Source organism: Streptomyces sp. NPDC036822, assembly GCF_055609145.1.
Genome location: NZ_JBVJPY010000002.1, coordinates 148,318 through 172,836, shown reverse-complemented (window position 1 = coordinate 172,836; position 24,519 = coordinate 148,318). Strand labels below are relative to the sequence as shown.

The 24,519-nt window shown below is 73.4% G+C and carries 20 protein-coding genes; 14 read left to right on the top strand and 6 right to left on the bottom strand.

Annotated features, from left to right (window positions below; translation table 11 throughout):
• Positions 1-46: 46 nt before the first annotated feature.
• The 4 genes from ACZ68P_RS05200 to ACZ68P_RS05185 are packed head-to-tail and all read right to left on the bottom strand — an operon-like array spanning position 47 to position 4,572.
• Entirely contained in the window at positions 47-748 is a 702-nt protein-coding gene (locus ACZ68P_RS05200; protein WP_471002842.1) for a GTP-binding protein, read from the bottom strand.
• Positions 729-1,142 (bottom strand): DUF742 domain-containing protein, encoded by a 414-nt coding sequence (locus tag ACZ68P_RS05195; RefSeq protein ID WP_365721179.1) that lies wholly within the window; start codon positions 1,140-1,142, stop codon positions 729-731. The genes ACZ68P_RS05200 and ACZ68P_RS05195 overlap by 20 nt, the downstream gene beginning before the upstream one ends.
• Positions 1,139-1,621, bottom strand: a complete 483-nt coding sequence (locus tag ACZ68P_RS05190) for a roadblock/LC7 domain-containing protein (RefSeq protein WP_471002839.1) — start codon at positions 1,619-1,621, stop codon at positions 1,139-1,141. The genes ACZ68P_RS05195 and ACZ68P_RS05190 overlap by 4 nt, the downstream gene beginning before the upstream one ends.
• Complete coding sequence (locus ACZ68P_RS05185) at positions 1,618-4,572, bottom strand: sensor histidine kinase (RefSeq protein WP_471002836.1); 2,955 nt, start codon at positions 4,570-4,572, stop codon at positions 1,618-1,620. The genes ACZ68P_RS05190 and ACZ68P_RS05185 overlap by 4 nt, the downstream gene beginning before the upstream one ends.
• A gap of 363 nt (positions 4,573-4,935) precedes the next feature.
• Between ACZ68P_RS05185 and ACZ68P_RS05180 the strand changes: the two genes are divergently transcribed.
• Complete coding sequence (locus tag ACZ68P_RS05180) at positions 4,936-5,718, top strand: hypothetical protein (protein WP_471002833.1); 783 nt, start codon at positions 4,936-4,938, stop codon at positions 5,716-5,718.
• A gap of 161 nt (positions 5,719-5,879) precedes the next feature.
• On the opposite strand, the gene ACZ68P_RS05175 is transcribed toward ACZ68P_RS05180, so the two are convergent.
• Complete coding sequence (locus ACZ68P_RS05175) at positions 5,880-6,362, bottom strand: MarR family winged helix-turn-helix transcriptional regulator (protein WP_471002830.1); 483 nt, start codon at positions 6,360-6,362, stop codon at positions 5,880-5,882.
• Positions 6,363-6,606: 244 nt separating this feature from the next.
• Between ACZ68P_RS05175 and ACZ68P_RS05170 the strand changes: the two genes are divergently transcribed.
• Both ACZ68P_RS05170 and ACZ68P_RS05165 read left to right on the top strand, forming a co-directional pair.
• Positions 6,607-7,443 (top strand): lysozyme, encoded by an 837-nt coding sequence (locus ACZ68P_RS05170; RefSeq protein ID WP_471002827.1) that lies wholly within the window; start codon positions 6,607-6,609, stop codon positions 7,441-7,443.
• 260 nt (positions 7,444-7,703) lie between these two features.
• Positions 7,704-8,618, top strand: coding sequence for a lytic polysaccharide monooxygenase auxiliary activity family 9 protein (locus tag ACZ68P_RS05165; protein WP_471002824.1), 915 nt, complete (start codon positions 7,704-7,706; stop codon positions 8,616-8,618).
• Between the two features lie 150 nt (positions 8,619-8,768).
• Here the strand turns inward: ACZ68P_RS05165 and lon are convergent, their stop codons facing one another.
• A complete protein-coding gene (gene lon / locus ACZ68P_RS05160; protein WP_365721165.1) occupies positions 8,769-11,192 on the bottom strand; it encodes an endopeptidase La in 2,424 nt (807 codons plus the stop codon).
• 130 nt (positions 11,193-11,322) lie between these two features.
• Between lon and ACZ68P_RS05155 the strand changes: the two genes are divergently transcribed.
• From ACZ68P_RS05155 to ACZ68P_RS05105, 11 genes are all read left to right on the top strand, one after another.
• Positions 11,323-11,955 (top strand): GNAT family N-acetyltransferase, encoded by a 633-nt coding sequence (locus ACZ68P_RS05155; RefSeq protein WP_471002820.1) that lies wholly within the window; start codon positions 11,323-11,325, stop codon positions 11,953-11,955.
• A gap of 87 nt (positions 11,956-12,042) precedes the next feature.
• Positions 12,043-12,804 (top strand): hypothetical protein, encoded by a 762-nt coding sequence (locus tag ACZ68P_RS05150; protein WP_471002817.1) that lies wholly within the window; start codon positions 12,043-12,045, stop codon positions 12,802-12,804.
• 92 nt (positions 12,805-12,896) lie between these two features.
• Entirely contained in the window at positions 12,897-13,469 is a 573-nt protein-coding gene (locus ACZ68P_RS05145; protein WP_471003871.1) for an RNA polymerase sigma factor, read from the top strand.
• Positions 13,466-14,521, top strand: coding sequence for a serine/threonine-protein kinase (locus ACZ68P_RS05140; RefSeq protein WP_471002814.1), 1,056 nt, complete (start codon positions 13,466-13,468; stop codon positions 14,519-14,521). The genes ACZ68P_RS05145 and ACZ68P_RS05140 overlap by 4 nt, the downstream gene beginning before the upstream one ends.
• A gap of 134 nt (positions 14,522-14,655) precedes the next feature.
• On the top strand, positions 14,656-15,468 hold the full coding sequence (locus tag ACZ68P_RS05135) for an ABC transporter ATP-binding protein (protein ID WP_471003869.1): 813 nt from the start codon (positions 14,656-14,658) through the stop codon (positions 15,466-15,468).
• Entirely contained in the window at positions 15,465-16,781 is a 1,317-nt protein-coding gene (locus ACZ68P_RS05130; RefSeq protein WP_471002811.1) for a hypothetical protein, read from the top strand. Before ACZ68P_RS05135 ends, ACZ68P_RS05130 begins: the two co-directional genes overlap by 4 nt.
• Positions 16,778-17,401 carry a hypothetical protein gene (locus ACZ68P_RS05125; protein ID WP_471002808.1) on the top strand — a complete coding sequence of 208 codons (624 nt, stop codon included), beginning with the start codon at positions 16,778-16,780 and terminating at the stop codon, positions 17,399-17,401. The genes ACZ68P_RS05130 and ACZ68P_RS05125 overlap by 4 nt, the downstream gene beginning before the upstream one ends.
• A gap of 191 nt (positions 17,402-17,592) precedes the next feature.
• Complete coding sequence (locus ACZ68P_RS05120) at positions 17,593-18,258, top strand: spermidine synthase family protein (protein ID WP_471002805.1); 666 nt, start codon at positions 17,593-17,595, stop codon at positions 18,256-18,258.
• 59 nt (positions 18,259-18,317) lie between these two features.
• On the top strand, positions 18,318-19,055 hold the full coding sequence (locus ACZ68P_RS05115; RefSeq protein WP_365721157.1) for a response regulator transcription factor: 738 nt from the start codon (positions 18,318-18,320) through the stop codon (positions 19,053-19,055).
• Complete coding sequence (locus ACZ68P_RS05110; protein ID WP_365721155.1) at positions 19,052-20,137, top strand: HAMP domain-containing sensor histidine kinase; 1,086 nt, start codon at positions 19,052-19,054, stop codon at positions 20,135-20,137. Before ACZ68P_RS05115 ends, ACZ68P_RS05110 begins: the two co-directional genes overlap by 4 nt.
• 281 nt (positions 20,138-20,418) lie before the next feature.
• Complete coding sequence (locus ACZ68P_RS05105) at positions 20,419-24,261, top strand: multifunctional oxoglutarate decarboxylase/oxoglutarate dehydrogenase thiamine pyrophosphate-binding subunit/dihydrolipoyllysine-residue succinyltransferase subunit (protein WP_471002800.1); 3,843 nt, start codon at positions 20,419-20,421, stop codon at positions 24,259-24,261.
• The last annotated feature ends 258 nt before the right edge of the window (positions 24,262-24,519 follow it).

Below are 24,519 nucleotides of genomic sequence, written 5' to 3'. Positions count from 1 at the left end.
ATCAGCGTTGTTCGGGGGTGGCTCCTGGTCCGGACGGGAACGGCGCCTACTCCGGAGTGGATTCCAGCGCGTGCGCGACCATGGCGAGCAGGGACTCGACCACGCTGTACCGCTTGCGCGCGTCCATGATCACGACCGGCACGTGCGCGGGCACCGTCAGGGCCTCCCGGACGTCCTCGGGCTCGAAGCGCTCGGTGCCCTCGAAGTGGTTCACGGCGACGATGTACGGCAGCCCGCAGCTCTCGAAGTAGTCGAGCGCGGGGAAGCAGTCCGTCAGCCGGCGGGTGTCGGCGAGCACGATCGCGCCGATCGCGCCGCGCACGAGGTCGTCCCACATGAACCAGAAGCGCTGCTGGCCCGGCGTGCCGAAGACGTAGAGGACCAGGTCGCTGTCGAGGGTGATCCGGCCGAAGTCCATGGCCACGGTCGTGGTGAGCTTGTCGGGCGTCGCGGAGAGGTCGTCGGTCCCCTCGCTCGCCTGCGTCATCAGCGCCTCGGTCTGGAGCGGGGTGATCTCCGAGACCGCGCGGACGAAGGTCGTCTTGCCGACGCCGAAGCCGCCCGCGACCACGACCTTGGTCGCGATCGGGGCCCGGGTGTGGTCCAGCTGCCAGTCCTGCGCGCCGTCCTCGGCCGCCGGGAGCAGCGGATCGTGCACGGCCTCGTGGGCGGCCTCGGGCTGCGCGGGTATGCCGGCGAGCGCCGGGGAGTCGGAGACGGAGGCGACGTCAGAGGCGACGGAGTCCACTCAGCACCCTTTCGAGGAGCGCGCGGTCGGGCTGGCCGGTGCCGTGACCGGTCCCGTACACACGGATCTTTCCCTGGTCGGCCAAGTCGCTGAGCAGCACTCGGACGACACCCAACGGCATCTTGAGGAGGGCCGAGATCTCCGCGACGGTACGCATCCGGCGGCAGATCTCGACGATGGCCCGCATCTCTGGCATGAGGCCGCGGGCGGCGAGGCCGCCGTCCGTCAGCACCTTGCGCCGCTGCGGCGCTTCGAGGGCCGCCACGAACGTCTCGACCAGCAGGACGTGGCCGAAGCGGGTGCGGCCGCCGGTGAGCGAGTACGGGCGGACGCGCGCGGGGCGGCGGCCCTCCCCGCGGATCGGCAGATGATGGGCGTGGGAGGCGGACGTCACTGGGTGCTCTCCATCGATTTGCGCAGCTCGCTGCGGAGTTCGGGGGTGAGTACGTGTCCGGCGCGGCCGACGAAGAGCGCCATGTGGTACGCGACGACACTCATGTCGCAATCGGGCGTGGCGTGGACGCCGAGCAGGGAGCCGTCGCTGATCGACATCACGAAGACGCTGCCCTCCTCCATGGCCACCATGGTCTGTTTGACCCCGCCGCCGTCCATCAGACGGGCCGCGCCGATGGTGAGGCTGCCGATGCCCGAGACGATGGTCGCCAGGTCGGCGCTGGAGCCACGGGGGCCGGTGGTGCGGCGGCCCTCCGTGGGGGTGGCGCTCTGGGCCGGGTCCGAGGACAGCAGGAGCAGCCCGTCGGAGGACACGACGGCGACGGAGCGCACGCCGGGCACCTCCTCGACGAGGTTGCCCAGCAGCCAGTGCAGGTTACGTGCTTCGCTGCTCAGCCCGAATGTTCCGGTCGCAGTCAACTGCGTGCCTCCTCGACTGTGTCCCCCGTCTTCTCCTCTGTACGTGCTTCCGTGCGTGACTCGGTCCGCGTCTCGGTGCGTTCGGTACGTTCCTCGGGACGGGCGGTCTGCACGGCTTCGATCTCCGCCTCGACGTCCCTGCGGCCCGCCTGGGCTCCCTGTTGGAACCCTCCGAGCCGGCGGCGCAGGGCCTCGGCGTCGACACCGCCCTTGCGCGGGGTGGTCGTGGTGTCGGCCTGACGGACTATCTTCGGCGTGCGCTTGGGCAGGCCCTTGTCGGTGATCCGCTGGACGTCGGCCTCTACCGGCGCCTCGGCGTCCGCGTCGGCCTCGGGCCGCGCCTCCTCGTGGACCTCCGCGTGGTGCGGTGCGGCGGAAGCACGCTCGTGGGTGTCCGGCTCGGGCGGCGGGTCGGGGAGGCGGACCTGCAGGGTCGTCTCGGCGACGGACTCCGCCTCCGCGTCGCCGTCCGCCTTGTCCTCAGCCTCTGCCTCTGCCTCGACAGCAGGCGCGGGCGCGGGCGCGGACTCCTCCGCGCCCACCGGGTCCGGTGTCGCCGGGTCCGGTGTCGCCGGGTCCGGTGTCGCCTCCGGCTCATCCGTGACCGCGGGTTGCGTGGCCGCGGGTTCCGCCGCCGCGATGGCGTTCTCGGCCGCCTCGACGAGCGGGTCGCGGGTGCGGGACGGCAGCGTGTTGGAGTTGGCCTCGGCGACCGAGCCAGGCAGGTTCAGGGTGGGCGCCCCGCCCGCCATCGGAACGGCCGGCGGGACGGCGACCGGCGGAGCCGTCGGCAGCAGCGCCTGCGGCAGGACGACGACGGCCGCGATGCCGCCCTGCTTCTGCTCGCGCAGCTCCACCCGTACGCCGTGGCGGGCGGCGAGCAGGGCGGCGACGCGGATTCCGAGCCCCTCCCCGTCGATGTCCGCCGGGTCGGCCTCGGCGAGGCGCGCGTTGAGTTCCGCGAGCCGCGAGTCGGTCATGCCGATGCCCTCGTCCTGGACGGAGAGCATCACCTCGCCGGACTCGAGCAGCCAGCCGGAGAGCTGGACCTGGGCGTCGGGCGGCGAGAAGGCGGTCGCGTTCTCCAGGAGCTCGGCGATCAGGTGGCTCAGGTCGTCCGCGGCGAAGCCGGCGACCTGAGCGTGCGGCGGGAGGGACTGGATGGTGACCCGCTCGTAGCGCTCGATCTCGCTGACGGCGGCGCGCAGCACGTCGACGAGCGGGACCGGTCCAAGGTGGCCGTGCACGTGCTCGTGGCCGGCGAGGACCAGCAGGTTCTCGCTGTGGCGGCGCATGACGGTCGCCATGTGGTCGAGCTTGAAGAGGGTGGCGAGGCGCTCCGGGTCCTGCTCGCGCTCCTCCAGCTTCTCGATGACGCCGAGCTGGCGCTCCACCAGGCCCAGGCTGCGCAGGGAGAGGTTGACGAAGGTGTGGTGGACGCTGTTCCGCAGCCGCTCGAGTTCGGCGGTGAGGAGGGCGGTCTGTCCCTGGAGGTCGGCGCGCTGGGCGGCGAGTTCGGCGGCGATGGCGTCGCGGGCGCCCGCCAGGTCGGCGCCCTCGCTGTCGAGCCGCTCGGTGCGCGCGGCGAGGGCGGCCAGCTTGCCCTGCAGCGTGTTGAGGGACCGTACGACCTGGGCGAACTCGTCGTTGCGGCCGGTGAAGCGGATGGGCTCCTCGGTCTCCGGGGCGCCCGCGAGACGGGCGGCTCCGATGCGCACCACGGCGAGGGGGCGGGTGAGGGTGCGGGCGACGAAGGTGGAGATGCCGACCGCGACGAGGAGGCAGCCGCCGAGGAACGCGATGCGCACCTCGAGGGCGGTGACGTCGTCGTCGCGGAGCTGGGTGAACCGCTCCACCTGTCCCGTGGCGAGCGCGGACTCGACTCCGCGCATCTGCTCGATCCGGGCGGAGAGCGCGGCTCCCAGCTTCTCGGGGTCGGTCTTCCGCTCGGACGAGGAGAGTTCGGGCTGGTCGGTGAGGCGCGCGAGGTAGCGCTCGGCGCTCTTGACGTCCGGTCCGGTCACGGTGGCCGCGAGGGAGTCGCGGCCCTCGGCGGTGGCGGCCTGGTCGAAGTCGGCGAGGGCGGCCAGTTCGCGGACCCGGGCCTGCTGCGCGGCGGCGGTCAGGGCGTCGCGGGCGCGGTCGGCCTCCTCCGCCCCCTCGGGTTCGTCGGCCACGTACGTACCGGTGACGGGGTCGTAGTGGGTGCCGCCGGTGGACTCGGGCTGCGGGACGGCGAGGGCGGCCAAAAGGAGTCCGCGGGCGGTGGACGCCTGCTCGACGGCGCGGCCGAGGGCGGCGGGGGCCCTGGTGGCCTCGGCGGCGCGGGCGGGGGTCTTCTCGGCGAGTTCCTCGGCGAGGCCGTGGAGCTTGGCGATGATCTCGGAGTAGGCCCGGTGGGCCTCCAGGGCGGTGCCCTTGCCGGTGAGCGCGGTGCGGCGGACGGAGGGCAGGGCGGCGAGGTCGCGGCGCAGCTCGGGGCCGGCGGCGGGCCGGATCTCGTCGATCTGGCGGTCGACGCGGGTGGAGCCGGCGCTGGTGACCTGCCGCCTGTCGTCGCGGGGCCCTTGCTGCTCGTCCCGGCCCGCGGCGATGTAGGCGACGACCTCGTCGCGCTCGTCGGCGAGGGAGTGGGCGAGGGTGACCGCCTGGCGGTCGAGTTCGGCCAGGGTGACGAGCCGCTGGGAGTCGCTCAGGTCGGCCGAGGCGGTGAGGACGGCGGGAGCGCCCGCTGCGAGCACGGTGACACCGACGAGGGCGACTCCGGCGACCAGACGGTTACGGACCCGCTTGGGGCGGCCGACGGGGGCGCCGGGGGGCGTATCGCCGCCGGGGGCTGGGGCGTTCGCGCCGGGGCCCGGGACGTCGCCCGTGGACAGCGGGTCACCGGGGCTCTGGCTCCGCGTGCCGCTGTTGCTCCGAGGCCGCTTCTTCTGCACCGGTGCTCGCATTCTCGACTCGTCCGCCCATGAAGCAGAGGTGACGACCGGTCATTCGATAGAGCGCCCCCACCCCTGGTACGGCTTCCGACCATTCCAGCGCTTCTGGGAAGGGGACGCGCATCGGCCGCTCCGCCACCCGAACGAGTGAACAACACTCCTGAGTTGGCGAACAACTTCCGCCCGCGCCCGGTACGGGGTCGCGCGGGGCCCCGGTTGGATCTTCCGCGCGGGCTTTGGCAGGATGCCCGCCCGCAGCTTCCCGGAGGCCGCCGTTCCGCCCTGTCTCCGGGCTCCGGGGGCTTGGTACAGGCCTGATGCGGCCGTCTGGAGGTGCTGTGAAGGAGTGATGCGTACCGGTGCAGACTGGAGATCATGCGCACCGAAGTGGTCACCCTCCCCGGCAGCCCCGAACGCCCCAACGAGGACTGGGCAGCCGCTGCTCTTCCCGCTTCCGGGGCAGGCGGGACGGTCGTGGTGCTCGACGGGGTGACGCCACCCGTCGGCGATGACGGTTGTGCGCACGGCGTCCCCTGGTTCACCGCGCGCCTCGGTGGAGCTTTGACCGAACTGTCCGCTTCTCGGGCCGAGATGACGTTGCCCGAGATCCTCTCGGCGGCAATCCGGCGCACCGCGGACGCCCACCGGGGCAGCTGTGACCTTTCTCACGTCCGTACTCCTCAGGCGACGGTCGCGATGGCCCGCTGGGACGGGGAGCGGGTCGAGCAGCTGGTGCTGTCGGACGCCGTCCTGCTCCTGGAGGCGCCGGACGGGAAGGTGCGGGCGCTGCGCGACGACCGGCTGGACCTCGTCCCGGCGGAGGTCCTGCGCTCACTGGAGGCGACGGACCGACTGCGCAACCGGGAGGGCGGCTTCTTCACGGCCGCGGCGGACCCTGCGGTGGCGGAGCGCGCGGTGACCGGCACGACGCCCCGGGGTGAGGTGCGGGCCCTGGCGGCGCTCTCCGACGGGGCGACGCGCTGGGTGGATCTGTTCGGGGCGGGCGACTGGGCGGACTGCTGCGGGGTGTTGCGCGAGGAGGGCGCGCACGGGCTGCTCCGGCGCGTGCGGGCGCTGGAGGAGGCGGACGGGGCTGCGGGCGGCCCGCGCCGCTGGAAGAGGCACGACGACGCGACGGCGGTGTACGCGGTGCTGTGAGGGATGCGGCGCGCCCCCGGGGGCGCCCGTCGCCGCCGGCTCCCCGGCGGCCCGCGCGGATCCGGACCGGCGGGGCTCCCCCGGGTGCCCGCGCGGATCGTGAGCGGAGGGGCTTCCCGGCGGCCCGCGCCGGACCGGGGCGCGAGCGCGGCCTTCGGCCGTCAGCTCTCCGCGCGGGTGTTCAGCTGGTGGAGCAGGCGGGCCAGTTCGGCGACCTCGCCCCGGTCCCAGTCGGCGAGCTTGCGGACGTACCGCCCGCGCCGCGCGTCCCGTACCCGCCGGAAGCGCCCCTGGCCCTCCTCCGTGAGCCGGACGAGCGAGGCTCGCCCGTCGGCCGGGTCGGGGTCGCGGGCGACGAGGCCGAGGTCTTCGAGCGCGCGCAGCTGACGACTCATGGTCGCCTTGCCGACGCCGAAGTAGCCGGCGAGTTCGGTGGCCCGCTGCGGCCCGGTGTCGTCGAGCCGTACGAAGAGACCGTAGGCGGCGGGCTCCAGTTCGGGATGGACCTCGCGGGCCATCTCGCCGGACTGGGCGCGGGCGCGCCGCAGGAAGACCGCCAGTTCCCTTTCCAGCGCCAGGAATTCCTGGTCCACATCGCTCCTGCCGGTGGGGCCGCCTTCACTTCCCGTACCGCTTCCGTGCACGTCAGCACCCCTCGCGCGCTTTCCGGTCGCTGAAAGTTTCCTCCGCCGACGGTCATCACCGCAGCTCCCCCAGTATTTCGCAGGAGTAGACCAACGGCAGCACCCGGCCCCTCTTCCGCCGGGCGGGTCTACGTGCGTAGCGTCTGCACCGGCGCCGCGATGACATGTCCACTGCAAGGGCGCTCCGATGCGGCCCCGCCCATGGTCCCACTCCCGCTCCCACCGAGCCTTTCGGAGGCACGCAATGCCCGTGCACAGATCCGGAAAGACCCTCGCCGGCGCCGCGCTCGCGGCCCTGGCCCTGCTCCTCCCCCTCACCGTCTCCGGCACGGCGAACGCCGCGGACGATCCCGGCACCCGGCAGGTGCCCGCCCGGGGTTCGGCCTGGATGGGCATGGGGGTGCCGGCCCACGACGGCCAGGGCGGAAAGCCCGGCGGCATCTCGATCCAGGCCACGCAGACCGAGGGCGTGGACGTCTCCAGCCACCAGGGCAACGTCGCCTGGTCGACCCTGTGGAACAGCGGGGTGAGGTGGGCCTACGTCAAGGCGACGGAGGGCACCTACTACAAGAACACCTACTTCACGCAGCAGTACAACGGTTCGTACAACGTGGGCATGATCCGCGGGACGTACCACTTCGCGACGCCCGACACGACGACGGGCGCGGCGCAGGCCGACTACTTCGTGAACAACGGGGGCGGCTGGTCCAGGGACGGCAAGACCCTGCCGGGAGCGCTGGACATCGAGTGGAACCCGTACGGCGCGTCCTGCTACGGCAAGACGCAGTCCGGGATGGTGACGTGGATCCGCGACTTCCTGAGCCGCTACAAGGCGAGGGCCGGCCGTGACGCGGTGATCTACACGGCGACGAGCTGGTGGAAGGAGTGCACCGGCAACTACAGCGGCTTCGGCGCGACGAACCCGCTGTGGGTGGCGCGGTACGCCACGGCGGTCGGCGAACTCCCGGCGGGCTGGCCGTACTACACGATGTGGCAGTACACCTCGTCCGGACCGACGGTCGGGGACCACAACCACTTCAACGGCGACCTCTCGCGGGTACAGGCGCTGGCCAACGGCTGAGGCGCTCATCGGCGGCGGCCGCCGGCGTTCCGACGGCCTCCTGGGTGCGTGGCGCACCCCGTCCCGACGGCTTCCCGGGTGCGCGGCACGCCCGGGAGGCCGTTCGGCGTTTTCGGCCCACCCTCTTGTCTATTGGTATGGACCAATGCGAGGCTCGCTCCCGACGGGCTCGTACGGCGTTCAACTGCCGTACGGGGGCGCCTTGTTGCCCGCCCGTGCCCTGCTCGTTCCCGTCTCCCCACGTACGAGAGAGAGCCCCCATGCCGTCCCTGCGGTCCCTGTCGTCCCCTCGGCCCCTGCGGTCCCTGTCGTCCAGGCCGTCCGCCCGCCGCGCCGCCGCGGCCACCGCCGCCGTCGTGTCCGCCGCCGTGCTCGTCCCCCTCACCCCGTCCGTCGCGAGCGCCCACGGCGCCGTCTTCAACCCGGTGAGCCGAGTGGCGGCCTGCTTCGCGGAAGGACCCGAGACGCCGAAGTCGCAGGTGTGCAAGGACCTCGTCGCCGACTCCGGCACCCAGCCGCTCTACGACTGGAACGAGGTGAACATCGCCAACGCGGACGGGCAGCACCGGGCGCTGATCCCGGACGGCAAGCTCTGCTCGGCCAACCGCGAGAAGTACCGGGCGCTGGACTGGGCGCGCACGGACTGGCCGGCCACGGCGGTCAAGGCCGGCCCCTTCGACTTCAGGGTACGGGCGACGGCGGCGCACTCGGGCACGATGACGGTCTACATCACCAAGCAGGGCTTCGACCCCACCCAGCCCCTGAAGTGGTCGGACCTGGACACGACGCCGGTGGCCACCTACGCCACCACGCGCACGGCGACGAACGGCTTCTACGACTTCCCGGGCACCCTGCCCGCCCGCACCGGCCGGCACGTCGTCTACAAGGTCTGGCAGCGCTCCGACAGCCCGGAGGCCTTCTACAGCTGCTCGGACGTGACCTTCGGCGGTGCGGCCTCGGCGACCGCCCCGACAGAGGCCGAGCTGTCGGCCGGCGCGGACCGCTCCACGGTCAGCCACGCGGGCCACGGCGGCGACGAGCGGCCCCCCGCCCTCTCCGCCGACACCCTTCCGGCGTCCCCGTCCCCCCTGCCCCTCGCCCTCGTCGGCACGGGCGCCCTGACCGCTTTCGCCGCGGGCAGCCTGCTCCTCTCCCGCCGCCGCACCCGGCCGTAGCCGCGCGGGCGCGCACGGCGAAGCGGGGCGCCCCCGTCGGGGGCGCCCCGCTTCGCCGGGCCTCGGACCGAGCGTGTGTCCCGCGGATCAGGGCCGGATCCAGGTCGTGTCCGTGAAGCCTCGCCCGGGCCGCGACGCTCCGGACACCCCCTACGCCGCCACGCCCACCGGGATCTCCGCCGGGGCGAGGGCGATCTCGAGGACCTGGCGCACGTCCGTGACCGGGTGGACGTCGAGCTTGTCGAGGATCTCGGCCGGGACGTCGTCCAGGTCGGGCTCGTTGCGCTTGGGGATCACGACCGTCGTGATGCCCGCCCGGTGGGCGGCGAGGAGCTTCTGCTTCAGTCCGCCGATCGGCAGCACCCGTCCGGTCAGCGACACCTCGCCGGTCATCGCCACGTCCGTGCGGACCAGGCGGCCGGAGAGCAGCGACGCCAGTGCGGTCGTCATGGTGATGCCCGCGCTCGGGCCGTCCTTGGGGACCGAGCCCGCCGGGAAGTGGATGTGGACGCCCCGGTCCTTCAGGCCGGTGACGGGCAGTTCCAGCTCGGCGCCGTGCGAGCGCAGGAAGGAGAGCGCGATCTGGGCGGACTCCTTCATCACGTCGCCCAGCTGGCCGGTCAGCGTGAGGCCCGCCGCGCCCGTCTCCGGGTCGGCGAGCGACGCCTCCACGAAGAGGACGTCACCGCCCGCGCCGGTGACCGCGAGACCGGTCGCCACGCCGGGGACGGAGGTGCGCCGCTCGGCCGGGTCCTGCGCCGACTCGGGCACGTGGTGCGGACGCCCGATCAGCGCCCGCAGGTCGTCCGGGGTGATCGTGAACGGCAGCTCGCGGTCGCCCAGCTCGTGCTCCGCCGCCACCTTCCGCAGCAGTCGCGCGATCGAACGCTCCAGGGTGCGGACGCCCGCCTCCCGGGTGTACTCCCCCGCCAGCTTCCGCAGCGAGGCGTCCTCCAGGACGACCTCGCCCGGCTCCAGACCCGCCCGCTCCAGCTGCCGGGGCAGCAGGTGGTCCCGGGCGATGACGATCTTCTCGTCCTCCGTGTAGCCGTCGAGCCGCACCAGCTCCATCCGGTCGAGCAGCGCCTCCGGGATGGCCTCCAGGACGTTCGCCGTCGCCAGGAAGACGACGTCGGAGAGGTCGAGCTCGACCTCCAGGTAGTGGTCCCGGAAGGTGTGGTTCTGCGCCGGGTCGAGGACTTCGAGCAGGGCCGCCGCCGGGTCGCCCCGGAAGTCGGAGCCGACCTTGTCGATCTCGTCGAGCAGGACCACCGGGTTCATCGACCCGGCCTCCTTGATCGCCCGAACGATCCGGCCGGGCAGCGCCCCCACGTACGTACGCCGGTGGCCGCGCACCTCGGCCTCGTCCCGTACGCCGCCGAGCGCGACGCGGACGAACTTCCGTCCCATGGCGTGGGCCACGGACTCGCCGAGCGAGGTCTTGCCGACGCCGGGCGGCCCGACGAGCGCGAGCACGGCGCCGCCGCGCCGGCCGCCGACCACGCCGAGACCCCGCTCGGCGCGCCGCTTGCGGACCGCGAGGTACTCGGTGATCCGCTCCTTCACGTCCTCCAGGCCGGCGTGCTCGGCGTCCAGGACGGCCTTGGCGCCCTGGATGTCGTACCGGTCCTCGGTCCGCTCGTTCCACGGCAGTTCGAGCACGGTGTCCAGCCAGGTGCGGATCCAGGAGCCCTCGGGGGACTGGTCGCTGGACCGCTCCAGCTTCTCGACCTCCTTGAGCGCCGCCTCCCGCACCTTCTCGGGCAGGTCGGCGGCCTCCACACGGGCGCGGTAGTCGTCGGACTCGTCGCCCTCGGACTCGCCGTTGAGCTCCCGCAGTTCCTTGCGCACGGCGTCGAGCTGGCGCCGCAGCAGGAACTCGCGCTGCTGCTTGTCGACGCCCTCCTGGACGTCCTTGGCGATGGTCTCGGCGACGTCCTGCTCCGCCAGGTGCTCGCGCAGCTGCGCGGTGGCGAGCTTGAGGCGGGCGACCGGGTCGGCGGTCTCCAGCAGTTCGACCTTCTGCTCGACGGTGAGGAAGGGCGAGTAGCCGGAGTTGTCGGCGAGGGCCGCGACACCGTCGATCTGCTGGACGCGGTCCACGACCTGCCAGGCGCCGCGCTTCTTCAGCCAGCTGGTGGCCAGCGCCTTGTACTCCTTGACCAGCTCGGCCACGGCCCCGGGCAGCGGGTCGGGCACGGTCTCCTCGACGACGGTTCCCTCGACCCACAGGGCGGCGCCCGGGCCGGTCGTCCCCGCCCCGATCCGCACGCGGTCGCGGCCCCTGATCAGCGCGCCGGGGTCCCCGTCGGAGAGCCGGCCGACCTGTTCGACGGTCCCGAGGACGCCGGTCCCCGCGTAGGTGCCGTCGACGCGGGGCACGAGCAGCACCCGCGGCTTGCCCGCGCCCGCCCCGCCGCCGGAGCGCGCGGCGGCCTGGGCGGCCTCCACCGCGGCGCGCACGTCGGCGTCGGACAGGTCGAGCGGCACCACCATCCCCGGCAGCACCACTTCGTCGTCGAGCGGCAGCACGGGCAGGGTGAGCGTCGGGTACTCCGTGGACTCGGCAGTCATGATCTCCCCTTCGGCAGTCAAGTTGAGCTATGCCGACTCAATGCTTGTGAGCCCAGCAATGTTCCCCTGGCGCCGTTCGCTCTCAGCGATCACTCTCGCGTCGTCCGCGACCAGCAGATGTAATGCCTCCATGGATATGGGAGCTATTACATCTGCCTGGGTGGCGGGGTGGACCGTCTCGCGCGGGACACCGCCCGCCGTCGTCGAGCCCTGGGGCTACCGCATCGACGTGGGGCAGCCGAAGCACGTCTTCCGCCATGTCCTGCCCGCCCCCGACGCCGTCTCCGTGGGCAAGCTCTGCGCGGAGATCACCGAGCCCTACGCCTGGCTGAAGATCATGGCGACCCCCGAGGAGGCCGGGGAGTGGATCACCCCCGGCTGGACCATCCCGGACGACCCCGGCTTCATGATGTGCAAGCGCCTGGACGCGGGGGCGCGTCCGCCCGCGCCGGAGGGGTACGCACGGACGACGGAGTCCCGCGACGGCGTCATCCGCGTCAGGATCCTCGCCCCGGACGGCACCCTCGCCGCGCGCGGCCAGATCGCCCCGACCGGGGCGACGGCGGTCGCCGACCAGATCGAGACCGACCCCGCCCACCGGCGGCGCGGCCTGGGCGCCAACGTCATGCGCACCCTCGAAGCCGCCGCCGCGCAGGCCGGGGCGGTGACGGGGGTCCTCTCGGCGACGCGAGACGGACTGGGCCTGTACGGCAGTCTGGGCTGGCGGTACGAAGGCCCGCTCACCGGAATCGTGCGCGACTGACGGCCCGGGCGCCCTCCCGGCTTCCCGCCGCCGGCGCCCGCACCGGCCTCTGGTCAACGGGACCCGCCGCCGGGCATGCTCGGGCGCATGAGGCGCTGGGGCAAGAACAGAGGCGTACGCGGGAACGGGAGCTCGGCCCGGGGGGCGGGCGGCCGCGACGAGGTGCGCGGGGGTGGGCGGCGGCAGGCAGGGACGCGGGGCTCCGTCGGCGCCCACGGACCGGCGCTCCTCGGCAGGCGACGGCGACGGCACGCCGGGGTGTGGGTCGCCGCGGCGGCGATGGGCGCGGCGCTGGCGGTCTCCGGCTGCGGACCGGACACGCCCCCGCCACGCGCCGCCACGCCGACCTCGGCACCAGGTTCCGGCACCCCGGCCGCCCCGACTCCCCCGCCACGCACCGCCACGCCGACCTCGCCACCGGATGCCGGCGCCCCGACTCCCCCGTCCACCGCTCCCGAGCCGAGCGTCCCGTCGCCCCCGACCGCCGACGGTCACCGGCCGGGCCCGCGGGAGGTCCTCGTCGAGCTGAACGTGAGCGGCGGTTACGCCGGGGTGAACAACCGGCTGATCGTCCACTACGACGGAAGCCACACCACCCGCTCCGGCACCAAGCCCCCGCGCACCGGCCGGATGACCCCCTCCGAGGTCGCGGAGCTCCGCGCCGCGCTGGAGGCCCCGGCCTACGCGGCGGTGCCCGACCGCCCCACCGGCAAGCCCGTCTCCGACGGCTTCCAGTACGTCGTCGCGCACCGGTACCGGGTCGTCGTCGCCGGGGACGGCGCCGTGCCCGCCGCGCTCGCCCGGGTCTTCGACGCCCTGCCGGGCGGGGGCCCGCCGACGTCCCCGTGACAGCGGCCCTGCCCGGAGCGGCTCCTGACCTCCCGTCACGCCGTCCGTGAACCGCCGGGCGTCCGGCGGGCGATAGACAGGGCGTGAAGCTGATGCGCCCCTCAGGGGAGGACGAGGACGACGCGGCGCTGTTGCGCGCCGTCGCCCGGGGAGACGCCGAGGCGCTGGCCGTGCTGTACGACCGGCACTCCGGCTGGCTGCACGCCCGGCTGGCCCGGCGCTGCGCGGACGAGGAGACCGTACGGGAGGTCCTCCAGGACACCTTCGTCACGGTCTGGCGGTCGGCGGGCTCCCACCGCGGGCGCGGCGAGGCCGGGGGCTGGCTCTGGGTCATCGCGGCCCGCCGGCTCGTCGACGCCCTGCGCGTCCGGTCCCGTACGGAGCGGGTGGCACCGGCCGAGCCGCCGGGCGCCGCCCTCGCCCCCTCCGCCGAGGACCGGGTCCTCGCGGGGCTCGAGTACGGGGACGTCGGCGCCGCGCTCGACCGGATCTCACCCGAACTGCGCGACGTGCTGCGGGCCACCGTCGTCGACGGCCTGACCACCCGCGAGGCGGCCCGGCTCCTCGGGATACCCGAGGGCACCGTCAAGACCCGTGCCGTGCGGGCCCGCCGCGAACTGCGCGCCGCCCTCGGCGCGCACCACCCCCTGGGAGGCACCGCATGACCGCCGCGTGGCACGTGACGGACACCCTCGCGGCCCGCTACGCCTCGGGGACGGCCCCCGAGCCCGACGCCTGGTCCCTGGAGAAGCACGTCGAGAGCTGCGCTCCCTGCGCGGCCCGGGTCTCGGCCGCGGTCCGGGCGGGTTCGGCGGGCCCGGTGCTCGCCGACGTACGGGCCGAGCTGCTGCACCGGGTACGCGCCGAGGAACGCGAGGCGCCCGCGGCCGGGAACCGTCCGGCCGCTTTCGTCACGGCCGGCCACCGGCGACCGGAGCGGCCCGCCCGCGGCCACACCCCCGGCGCTTCCGAGAACGCCGGTCCGGGCGCGGCGGTTATCCGCCCCGGGCGGGGGCCCCGCCGGAGCGGGTGGCCCCGCACGCACGCGGCGGGGCCTGCCGGCTCGCGTCGCCCGGCGCACCCCGGGACGCCGTCCCCCGCCCCCCGGATCGCCCGGCTGGTCTGGGCGGCGGGACCCGCACTGCGCGGGGCGTGGCTGGTCTCGCTCGGCCTGGTCGCCGCCGCGGCCCTCCTCCTCGCGTACGGCGCCGGTTTCGACGGCGCCCGGCCGGTTCTGCTCGCCGTTGCGCCCGTGCTGCCGCTCGGCGGGGTGGCGTTGTCGTACGGCCGGCGGGCCGACCCGATGTACGAGATCGGGGCCGCCACGCCCTCCGGCGGTTTGCGGCTGCTGCTCACCCGGGCGGCGGCGGTGCTCGGAGTGAGCATGCCGCTGCTGACCGCGGCCGGGGCCCTCCTGCCCCCGGTCACCGGCGTCCCCGGGGCCGCGGCCTGGCTGCTGCCGGGGCTCGCGCTGATCCTGGCGACGCTCGCGCTCGGCTCGTTCGTCGGGTGCCGGGCGGCCGCGCTCACGCTGACCTGCGGATGGCTGCTCGCCACGACCGGGCCGCTGCTCGGAGAGCCCGACGCGGCCCTGGCCGCACTGGTCCGCTACCTCTCCGGCCCCGCCGCCCAGGGCGCCTGGGCCGCCGTCGCCGTCGCAGGCGGGGGCCTGCTGGCCCTGCGGCGCCGTTCCTTCGACCACCTGGAGCACCTGTGACCCCGCCCGAACCGGTACGAGGGGCGCGTACGACGTCCGCCCCCCGCTCGGACAGCACGCACGGCACGCACGCCGGGCGCGACGCGCTCAGCACGGGACGCGAGGCGGACGGCGTGGCGTACCCGACGGTCTCGGTGTCCGGTCTGACCGTGCGGCACCGCCGTACCGTGGCGCTGGACGCCCTCGACCTGACCCTCGGCGCCGGAGTCCACGGCCTGCTGGGGCCCAACGGCGCAGGAAAGACCTCCCTCATCCGTGTCCTCGCGACCGTCGCCGCGCCGTCCCGGGGCCGGGTCGAGCTGCTCGGGCGGGACGCCGGAGCCCACCGCGAACGCGCCGAGATCCGCCGCAGGCTCGGCTATCTGCCCCAGGAGTTCGGGTACTACCCCGGCTTCACCGTCCGGGAGTTCGTCGCGTACGTCGCCTGGCTCAAGGAGATGCCGGCGGACCGCGCCCCGGCCGCCGTGGAGCGGGCCGTGGAGCGGGTGGGGCTCGGGCCGCGGATCGACGCGAAGCTGAAGACCCTCTCCGGGGGCATGGTGCGCCGCGCGGGGATCGCCCAGGCCGTCGTGAACGAACCGGAGTTGCTGCTGCTCGACGAGCCGACCGCCGGGCTCGACCCGGAACAGCGTGTCGAGTTCCGGGCCCTGCTGCGGGAGCTCGGCGGCTCGTCGACGGTGGTGGTCTCCACCCACCTGGTGGAGGACGTGGCGGCGGCCTGCTCGGAGGTCACCCTCATCGAGTCCGGCCGGGTCGCCTTCCGGGGCGCGACCGCCGAACTGACCGCCCTCGGCGAGCGCGCGGCCGGCGGCGACGACGCGGCCAACGCGATCGAGCGCGGCTACACGGCCGCCCTCCGCACCCACCGGGGGGCCGGCCCCGAGCCCGAGGCCGCCCCTCCCGCCCCCGAGTCCGCGCTCCCCACCGCGCGAAAGGACGCACGGTGACCACGACGCTCCCCCCGCCGCGCGCGACCGCGACCCGGGCGCCCCGCGCGACCGCCGTCCGTACCGAGCTGCGGCGCGGTGTGGGGATCTGGACGGGGGCCGCCGTGTTCGTCACCCTGCTGGTCACGATGTACGGCAAGGCCCCGGACTGGCAGGGCAGGTGGGCCGACGCGACCGACATGCTGCACATCGCCACCGGCCTGCTCGCCGCCCCGCTCGCGCTCGCCGCCGCATGCCGGCAGGGCGGCCGGGACCGGCGGCGCGGGACGCTGGAGCTGCTGCGCTCCGTCCCCCTGAGCCGACTGCGCCGCACCCTGCTCGCCGTGGCGCCCTCCGCACTCTGGCCCGCCGCGGGCCAGCTGGGCGCGGCCGCCGTGTGCCTGCTCGCCACGTGGCCCTACGTCTCGTACGGCCGGCCGTTCCTGGAGCTGGTCGCGGCGGACGCGGTCACGCTCGCCGCGCTCGGCGTGTGGGGCCATCTCGTGGGCGTGCTGGTGCCCTGGCGGCTGACGGCCCCGCTGCTCGCGGCCGTCGGCTACGTCGCGTTCGGTCTGGCCGCCTACGCGGAGGCGCCTTCGCGGTGGCTCGGCCCGGCCGCCGAGCACGCGTACGCCTGGGACGCGCCGGTGTGGTGGTACGCCCCCGTCTGGGCGGTGTGGGCGGCCGCACCGGCCGCGGCCGCACTGCTCGCGTACGCCGCCCGCCCGGCCCGGTTCCGGCTGCTCGCCCTGGTCCCGCTGGCGGCCGCGGTGATCGCCGCCGTACCGCTGCTGCGACTGCCTCCGGAGGGCCCCTGGCGGCCCGACCCGGGCGCGGCCCGGCTCGTCTGCGACGGCGGCGCCCCGCAGGTGTGTGTGCCCGCCGTCGACCGTGCGCTGCTGCCGGACGTCTCCCGGGCGCTCACGCCGCTGAACGAAAGGCTGCGCGCTCTGCCCGGTGCGCCCGTCCGCTGGATCGGCGGCCCGCACGAGCCGCGCCCCGGCGACATCGGTCTGCCGGGGGCGGGCAGGGACGCCGTGCGGGGCCGGCTCGTCCATCCGGAGCGGTACGCGCACTCCGCCGCCCAGTGGCTGTTCTCGGACACGTGCCGGGAGGGGAGCTTCACCGGGCCGGGGGCCGAGCGCGCCGCCGTGGTCAACCTCGCCGTCGTCGAGTGGCTCGCTCCGAGCCCGCCGGGTCACGGCGTCGACGCCACGGACGCCCAGGTGTACGTCGAGCGGCTGGAAGCCCTGTCACCCGCCGGGCAGCGGGACTACCTCACCCGCTATCTGGCCGCCGACACCTGCGTACCCGAGGAGGTGCCGATCCCGTGACCGACCGGACCGCGGCCCCGGCCGCGCGCCGTCTCCACGCCCGTTCCCGCGCGCTTCCCGCCACCCTCGCCACGCTGCTCGCCACGGCGGGGGCGGCGGCCTGGGCCGCGTACCGGCTCCAGTCCCTGCCGCACTTCGACCACACCGCCCGGGTCCCGGTCGTGGTCCTCGCCCCCCTGCTCGCGGCGGCGGCGATCGGGACGAGCCTGCACGCGTGGAGCGACGAGCTGGACCGGACGGCGGTGAAGCCCTGGTGGCGCCGGCGCGCGGCGCACGTCCTCGGCCTCGCCGGGCTCGCCGTGGCGGTGCTGGCGCTCGCCGTTCCGGGGCACGCGGAGGAGTTCGGCGCCCCCGCGATGGTCCGCAACACCCTCGGGGCGGTGGGGGTCACCTGCGCCGCGGCGGCAGGGGTCGGCGCCCGGCTGAGCTGGCTGCCGATGACGGTGTACACCGGCTCGGTCTATCTGGCGGCCCCGGGCCGGAGCGGCGGCGGGGCGGCGCTGTGGGCCTGGCCGATGCAGCCGGGGCCCGAGGCGGGGGCGTGGGCGATGGCGGCGGGGGCCTTCGCCGTGGGCACGGCGCTGTACGCGGCGCGCGGCGCCCGTCCCGTACGGAACTGAACTCGCCGCCCGGCATTGCGCGTTGCGCGAACGCCGCCCCGGTGCTCCGCGAACGCCCGGTCCGGGACGGGTCGTCCCGTTACGGGTCCATCCCGGCAGAGGTTTGTCCCGATAAGGGTTTGTCCCGGCACCGCCGCCCCGGGAGGATGGCCGGGACGACCCGACGAGCCCGAGATCGGAGCGAGTGAAACATGCCGAGTCCCGTCACCCTCGACCGCCGCGAGGGACCGTACGGAGAGGTCGTGCTGCGCCGGCGCGGCGAGCACTTCGAGATCATCGCCAACGGCACGTTCCTGATGGACACGTCCGACGGACGGTCCGAACGGCTGCTGATCGACGCGGCGATGGAGGCGCTCGGCGGGCGCCACGGCGCCTCCGTACTGATCGGCGGCCTGGGCGTCGGGTTCTCCCTCGCGCACGCCGCGGCCGATCCCCGGTGGGCGCGGATCGCGGTCGTCGAGCGTGAGGAGGCGATCATCGACTGGCACCGCGGCGGCCCGCTGGCCGCACTGTCGGGCGCCGCTCTCGCCGACCCGCGGAGCGTGATCCTTCACACGGATCTGGTCGAGCACGTCCACACCTCCCCCGACACCTACGACGCGCTCTGCCTGGACATCGACAACGGTCCCGACTGGACCGTCACCGAGGGCAACGAATCGCTGTACTCCGCCGAGGGTTTGGCGGCCTGTTCGGCCCGGCTGAATCCGGGTGGGATCATCGCCGTCTGGTCGGCGCGGCCGTCCGCCGATTTCGAAGACTCATTGCGGAATGCCGGATTCAGCGGGGTACGGACGGAAGAGATCCCCGTTGCCCGGGGCGTCCCTGACGTGGTGCACCTCGGCATCAGGCCTGCGTAGCCGGGACGCCGCCGCTGCCTCTACGCTGCTGACCGACATCAGCTACGCAAGGCAGGGCAATGGAGCAGACACACACCACTCACCACGGTGCGGCGGCCACTCCGGGCGCGCAGCGGCGTGTGCTGGTCGTCGAGGACGACACGACCATCGTGGATGCGATCTCCGCGCGACTGCGGGCGGAGGGGTTCCTCGTCCAGACGGCGACGGACGGCCCGGCCGCCGTCGACGCGGCGGAGGCGTGGCAGCCGGACCTGATGGTCCTCGACGTGATGCTCCCGGGCTTCGACGGCCTGGAGGTCTGCCGCCGGGTCCAGGCCCAGCGCCCCGTTCCGGTCCTGATGCTCACCGCCCGGGACGACGAGACGGACATGCTGGTGGGGCTCGGCGTCGGCGCCGACGACTACATGACCAAGCCGTTCTCGATGCGGGAGCTGGCCGCCCGGGTGCACGTCCTGCTGCGACGGGTGGAGCGGGCCGCGATGGCGGCCGTGACGCCGCGCAGCGGCATCCTGCGGCTCGGCGAGCTGGAGATCGACCACGCGCAGCGGCGGGTCAGGGTCCGGGGCGAGGACGTGCATCTGACGCCCACCGAGTTCGACCTGCTGGTCTGCCTGGCCAACACGCCCCGCGCGGTCCTCTCCCGCGAGCAGCTGCTCGCCGAGGTGTGGGACTGGGCGGACGCGTCGGGGACCCGGACCGTGGACAGCCACATCAAGGCGCTGCGCCGGAAGATCGGAGCCGAGCGCATCCGTACCGTCCACGGCGTCGGCTACGCGCTGGAGACACCGGCGCCGTGATCCGCCGCGAGGCGCGCGCGAGACGCCGGATCGCCATATCGATCAAGACCAAGCTGGGCACGCTGGTCGTCGGGGCGGTCCTGCTGACCTCCGGGCTCGCCCTGGTGGCGATCAGGACCTCGACGGAGTTCCGGTACATCACGATCTTCGCGATGATCGCGACGCTGCTGATCACCCAGTTCGTGGCGCAGTCCCTGACGGCGCCGCTGGACGAGATGAACACGGTGGCCGGGTCGATCTCGCGCGGGGACTTCAGCCGTCGGGTGCGCGGCGCGGACCGCCGTGACGAGCTGGGCGACCTCGCCTCGACGATCAACCGGATGGCGGACGACCTGGAGGCCGTCGACCGGCACCGCAAGGAGCTGGTCGCCAACGTCTCGCACGAACTGCGGACACCGATCGCCGCGCTCCGCGCCGTTCTGGAGAACGTCGTGGACGGTGTCTCCGAGGCCGATCCGGAGACGATGCGGACGGCGCTGAAACAGACGGAGCGGCTCGGCCGGCTGGTGGAGACCCTGCTCGACCTGTCACGCCTCGACAACGGTGTCGTCACGCTGAAGGCACGGCGTCTCGAGGTGTGGCCGTATCTGTCCGGGGTGCTGCGGGAGGCCAATCTGGCCGCGTCCCAGCGCGGCCTGACCACCACCTCGGGGCTGCACCGCCGTACGGACGTCCATCTGCACCTGGACGTGTCGCCGCCCGAGCTGACGGCGCACGCGGACGCCGAGCGGCTCCACCAGGTGATGGCGAACCTCATCGACAACGCGGTGAAGCACTCCCCCGCCCACGGCCGCGTGACCGTGCGCGCCCGGCGCGGGCCGTGGCCGGACTCGCTGGCGCTGGAGGTGGAGGACGAGGGTCCGGGCATCCCGGAGGATCTGCGGCGCACCGTCTTCGAGCGGTTCAACCGCGGATCGGTGCCGGCCCAGGCCGGCCCGGGGAGCGACGGCGGCACGGGTCTCGGGCTCGCGATCGCCCGCTGGGCGGTCGATCTGCACGGCGGGGAGATCGGAGTGGCCGAATCGTCACGCGGCTGCCGGATCCAGGTCACTCTTCCAGGCAGCCTCGCGGCGCGGGATTGACGTAGGGTTCGAACCGGAAGCACATGTTCTGCGTGTACGTGATCAGGACATGGTCAGGACATGGTCAGGGATGCGGGCCCAGGGGGGGCGCAACCCTCCTCTCCCCTACCCGGGAGAGGGCAGAACCACGTGTGTTTCCCGCCAATCCCTGCCCCGAAACACTTCGTCAAGTGTGACTTGCGCGACGTTGGAGTGCCCGGCCTGCACCTCTTGGCCAGGGAGGCGTAGCCTTTATTTCCGCTGTCCATCACCTTGTGAAGCGGAAGAGGGCGGTTACCGCCGTGTCGTCTCAGTCCCCCAGTAACTCGAGCATCTCCACCGACCAAGACGGGCAGGGTCAGAACCCTGCGACCGCCTTCGGCGCCAATGAGTGGCTCGTCGACGAGATCTACCAGCAGTACCTCCAGGACCCGAATTCGGTCGATCGTGCCTGGTGGGACTTCTTCGCCGACTACAAGCCCGGCTCCTCGGAGACTCCCGCCGCCGCGGGGGCGGCCGGAGCCACCCCGGCCCCGCCGGCCACGCCGGCGGTCCAGAGCGCGCCCGCCGCGCCGCAGGCGGGCCCCGCACAGGCCGCGCCTGCCGCGCCCGCGGCACCGGCTCAGGCCGCTCCGGCCCAGGCGGCCGCCAAGCCCGCCGCGGCCGCTCCGGCCCAGGCGGCCGCCAAGCCCGCCGCGGCCGCTCCGGCCCCGGCGAAGCCCGCCGCCGCCCCTGCCGCGAAGGCCCCTGCCTCCGCTCCGGCCACCGAGGCCCCGGCGGGCCCCGAGCTGATCACCCTGCGCGGCCCGGCCGCCGCGGTGGCGAAGAACATGAACGCCTCGCTGGAGGTGCCGACGGCCACGTCCGTCCGCGCCGTCCCGGTGAAGCTGCTCTTCGACAACCGGATCGTGATCAACAACCACCTGAAGCGCGCCCGGGGCGGGAAGATCTCCTTCACGCACCTCATCGGGTACGCCATGGTGCAGGCGATCAAGGCAATGCCGTCGATGAACTACTCCTTCGCGGAGAAGGACGGCAAGCCGACCCTGGTCAAGCCGGAGCACGTGAACTTCGGTCTCGCCATCGACCTGGTGAAGCCGAACGGCGACCGCCAGCTCGTCGTCGCGGGCATCAAGAAGGCCGAGACCCTGAACTTCTTCGAGTTCTGGCAGGCCTACGAGGACATCGTCAAGCGCGCCCGCGTCGGCAAGCTGACGATGGAGGACTTCTCCGGCGTCACGGTCTCGCTGACCAACCCCGGCGGCCTCGGCACCGTCCACTCCGTGCCGCGTCTGATGCCCGGACAGTCCGTCATCATGGGCGTCGGCTCGATGGATTACCCCGCCGAGTTCCAGGGCACCTCCCAGGACACCCTGAACAAGCTGGGCATCTCCAAGGTGATGACCCTCACGTCGACCTACGACCACCGGGTCATCCAGGGCGCCGCCTCCGGCGAGTTCCTGCGGATCGTCGCGAACTACCTCCTCGGCGAGGAGGGCTTCTACGACGAGATCTTCAAGGCCCTGCGGATCCCCTACGAGCCGGTCCGCTGGCTCAAGGACATCGACGCCTCGCACGACGACGACGTCACCAAGGCCGCCCGCGTCTTCGAGCTGATCCACTCCTACCGGGTCCGCGGCCACGTCATGGCCGACACCGACCCGCTGGAGTACCGCCAGCGCAAGCACCCCGACCTGGACATCACCGAGCACGGCCTCACCCTGTGGGACCTGGAGCGCGAGTTCGCGGTCGGCGGCTTCGCCGGCAAGTCGATGATGAAGCTCCGCGACATCCTCGGCGTGCTCCGCGACTCGTACTGCCGCACCACCGGCGTCGAGTTCATGCACATCCAGGACCCGAAGCAGCGCAAGTGGATCCAGGACCGCGTCGAGCGCTCGCACTCCAAGCCGGAGCGCGAGGAGCAGCTGCGGATCCTGCGCCGCCTGAACGCCGCCGAGGCGTTCGAGACCTTCCTGCAGACCAAGTACGTCGGCCAGAAGCGGTTCTCGCTGGAGGGCGGCGAGTCCGTCATCCCGCTGCTCGACGCGGTCATCGACTCCGCCGCCGAGTCCCGCCTCGACGAGGTCGTCATCGGCATGGCCCACCGCGGCCGCCTGAACGTCCTGGCGAACATCGTCGGCAAGTCGTACGCGCAGATCTTCCGCGAGTTCGAGGGCAACCTCGACCCGAAGTCGATGCACGGCTCCGGCGACGTGAAGTACCACCTGGGCGCCGAGGGCACCTTCACCGGCCTGGACGGCGAGCAGATCAAGGTCTCGCTCACCGCCAACCCCTCGCACCTGGAGGCGGTCGACCCGGTCCTGGAGGGTGTCGTCCGCGCCAAGCAGGACGTCATCAACAAGGGCGGCACGGACTTCACCGTCCTGCCCGTCGCCCTGCACGGTGACGCGGCCTTCGCGGGCCAGGGTGTCGTCGCCGAGACGCTGAACATGTCGCAGCTGCGCGGTTACCGCACCGGCGGCACGGTCCACATCGTCATCAACAACCAGGTCGGCTTCACCGCCGCCCCGGAGTCCTCGCGTTCCTCGATGTACGCGACCGACGTGGCCCGCATGATCGAGGCGCCGATCTTCCACGTGAACGGCGACGACCCGGAGGCCGTGGTCCGCGTCGCGCGGCTCGCCTTCGAGTTCCGCCAGACGTTCAACAAGGACGTCGTGATCGACCTCATCTGCTACCGCCGCCGCGGGCACAACGAGGGCGACAACCCGCAGTTCACCAACCCGCAGATGTACAACCTGATCGACAAGAAGCGTTCGGTGCGCAAGCTGTACACCGAGTCGCTGATCGGTCGCGGCGACATCACCCTCGAAGAGGCCGAGCAGGCGCTCCAGGACTTCCAGGGCCAGCTGGAGAAGGTCTTCGCGGAGGTCCGCGAGGCCACCTCCGCGCCGGCCCCGGCACACGTCCCGGACGCCCAGCCCGAGTTCCCGGTCGCCGTCACCACCGCGGTCTCCCAGGAGGTCGTGAAGCGGATCGCCGAGTCGCAGGTCAACATCCCGGAGCGGATCACGGTCCACCCGCGTCTGATGCCGCAGATGCAGCGCCGCGCGGCCTCCATCGACGACGGCACGATCGACTGGGGCTTCGGCGAGACCCTCGCCATCGGCTCGCTGCTCATGGAGGGCACCACGGTCCGGCTGTCCGGCCAGGACTCCCGCCGTGGCACCTTCGGCCAGCGGCACGCGGTCCTGGTGGACCAGGAGACCGGCGAGGACTACACCCCGCTGCTCTACCTGGCCGAGGACCAGGCCCACTACAACGTCTACGACTCGCTGCTCAGCGAGTACGCGGCTATGGGCTTCGAGTACGGCTACTCCCTGGCCCGCCCGGACTCCCTGGTGGTCTGGGAGGCCCAGTTCGGTGACTTCGTCAACGGCGCGCAGACCGTCGTCGACGAGTTCATCTCCTCGGCCGAGCAGAAGTGGGGCCAGACCTCCGGCGTCACGCTGCTGCTGCCGCACGGCTACGAAGGCCAGGGCCCGGACCACTCGTCCGCCCGCCCGGAGCGCTTCCTCCAGATGTGCGCGCAGGACAACATGACGGTCGCCATGCCGACCCTGCCGTCGAACTACTTCCACCTGCTGCGCTGGCAGGTGCACAACCCGCACCACAAGCCGCTCATCGTCTTCACCCCGAAGTCGATGCTGCGTCTGAAGGCCGCGGCGTCGAAGGTGGAGGAGTTCACCACCGGCGGCTTCCGCCCGGTGATCGGCGACGACTCGGTGAACGCGGCGGACGTCCGCAAGGTCGTCTTCTGCGCGGGCAAGGTCTACTACGACCTGGAGGCCGAGCGGCAGAAGCGCGGTGTCACGGACACGGCCATCATCCGTCTGGAGCGCCTGTACCCGCTGCCGGGTGCCGAGCTCCAGGCCGAGATCGCCAAGTACCCGAACGCCGAGAAGTACCTGTGGGCGCAGGAGGAGCCGGCCAACCAGGGTGCGTGGCCGTTCATCGCGCTCAACCTGATCGACCACCTGGACCTGGCGGTCGGCGCCGACATCCCGCACGGCGAGCGCCTGCGCCGGATCTCGCGTCCGCACTCCTCGTCCCCGGCGGTCGGTTCGGCCAAGCGCCACCAGGCCGAGCAGCAGCAGCTGGTCAACGAGGTCTTCGACGCCTGATCCGCTGTTCCGGTACGCACGGAGGCCCGGCACCCCGAAAGGGTGCCGGGCCTCCGGCGTGTGCGCCCGGCGTCAGCCGGGGTTCGCCGGCCATCGAGACGACCCGGTCGCCCATCCCGGTGTCCTGGTAGCCGTCTCCCCGGTCGAGTTCCTCCGCGCCGCTGACGCGGGCCCGGACGGGCGTCCCGTCGTCCGGCCGTATCCGAGCGATCCCGTGCGTCACAGTGGCCCCCCGCTCCCCGGAACGATGACGAGGAA

Bases quoted from the DNA above. Each gene is read 5' to 3' on its own strand.
- ACZ68P_RS05185 (WP_471002836.1), bottom strand. From the start codon at position 4,572: ATGCGAGCACCGGTGCAGAAGAAGCGGCCTCGGAGCAACAGCGGCACG.
- ACZ68P_RS05180 (WP_471002833.1), top strand. From the start codon at position 4,936: ATGCGCACCGAAGTGGTCACCCTCCCCGGCAGCCCCGAACGCCCCAAC.
- ACZ68P_RS05170 (WP_471002827.1), top strand. From the start codon at position 6,607: ATGCCCGTGCACAGATCCGGAAAGACCCTCGCCGGCGCCGCGCTCGCG.
- ACZ68P_RS05165 (WP_471002824.1), top strand. From the start codon at position 7,704: ATGCCGTCCCTGCGGTCCCTGTCGTCCCCTCGGCCCCTGCGGTCCCTG.
- lon (WP_365721165.1), bottom strand. From the start codon at position 11,192: ATGACTGCCGAGTCCACGGAGTACCCGACGCTCACCCTGCCCGTGCTG.
- ACZ68P_RS05155 (WP_471002820.1), top strand. From the start codon at position 11,323: ATGGATATGGGAGCTATTACATCTGCCTGGGTGGCGGGGTGGACCGTC.
- ACZ68P_RS05150 (WP_471002817.1), top strand. From the start codon at position 12,043: ATGAGGCGCTGGGGCAAGAACAGAGGCGTACGCGGGAACGGGAGCTCG.
- ACZ68P_RS05145 (WP_471003871.1), top strand. From the start codon at position 12,897: ATGCGCCCCTCAGGGGAGGACGAGGACGACGCGGCGCTGTTGCGCGCC.
- ACZ68P_RS05140 (WP_471002814.1), top strand. From the start codon at position 13,466: ATGACCGCCGCGTGGCACGTGACGGACACCCTCGCGGCCCGCTACGCC.
- ACZ68P_RS05120 (WP_471002805.1), top strand. From the start codon at position 17,593: ATGCCGAGTCCCGTCACCCTCGACCGCCGCGAGGGACCGTACGGAGAG.
- ACZ68P_RS05115 (WP_365721157.1), top strand. From the start codon at position 18,318: ATGGAGCAGACACACACCACTCACCACGGTGCGGCGGCCACTCCGGGC.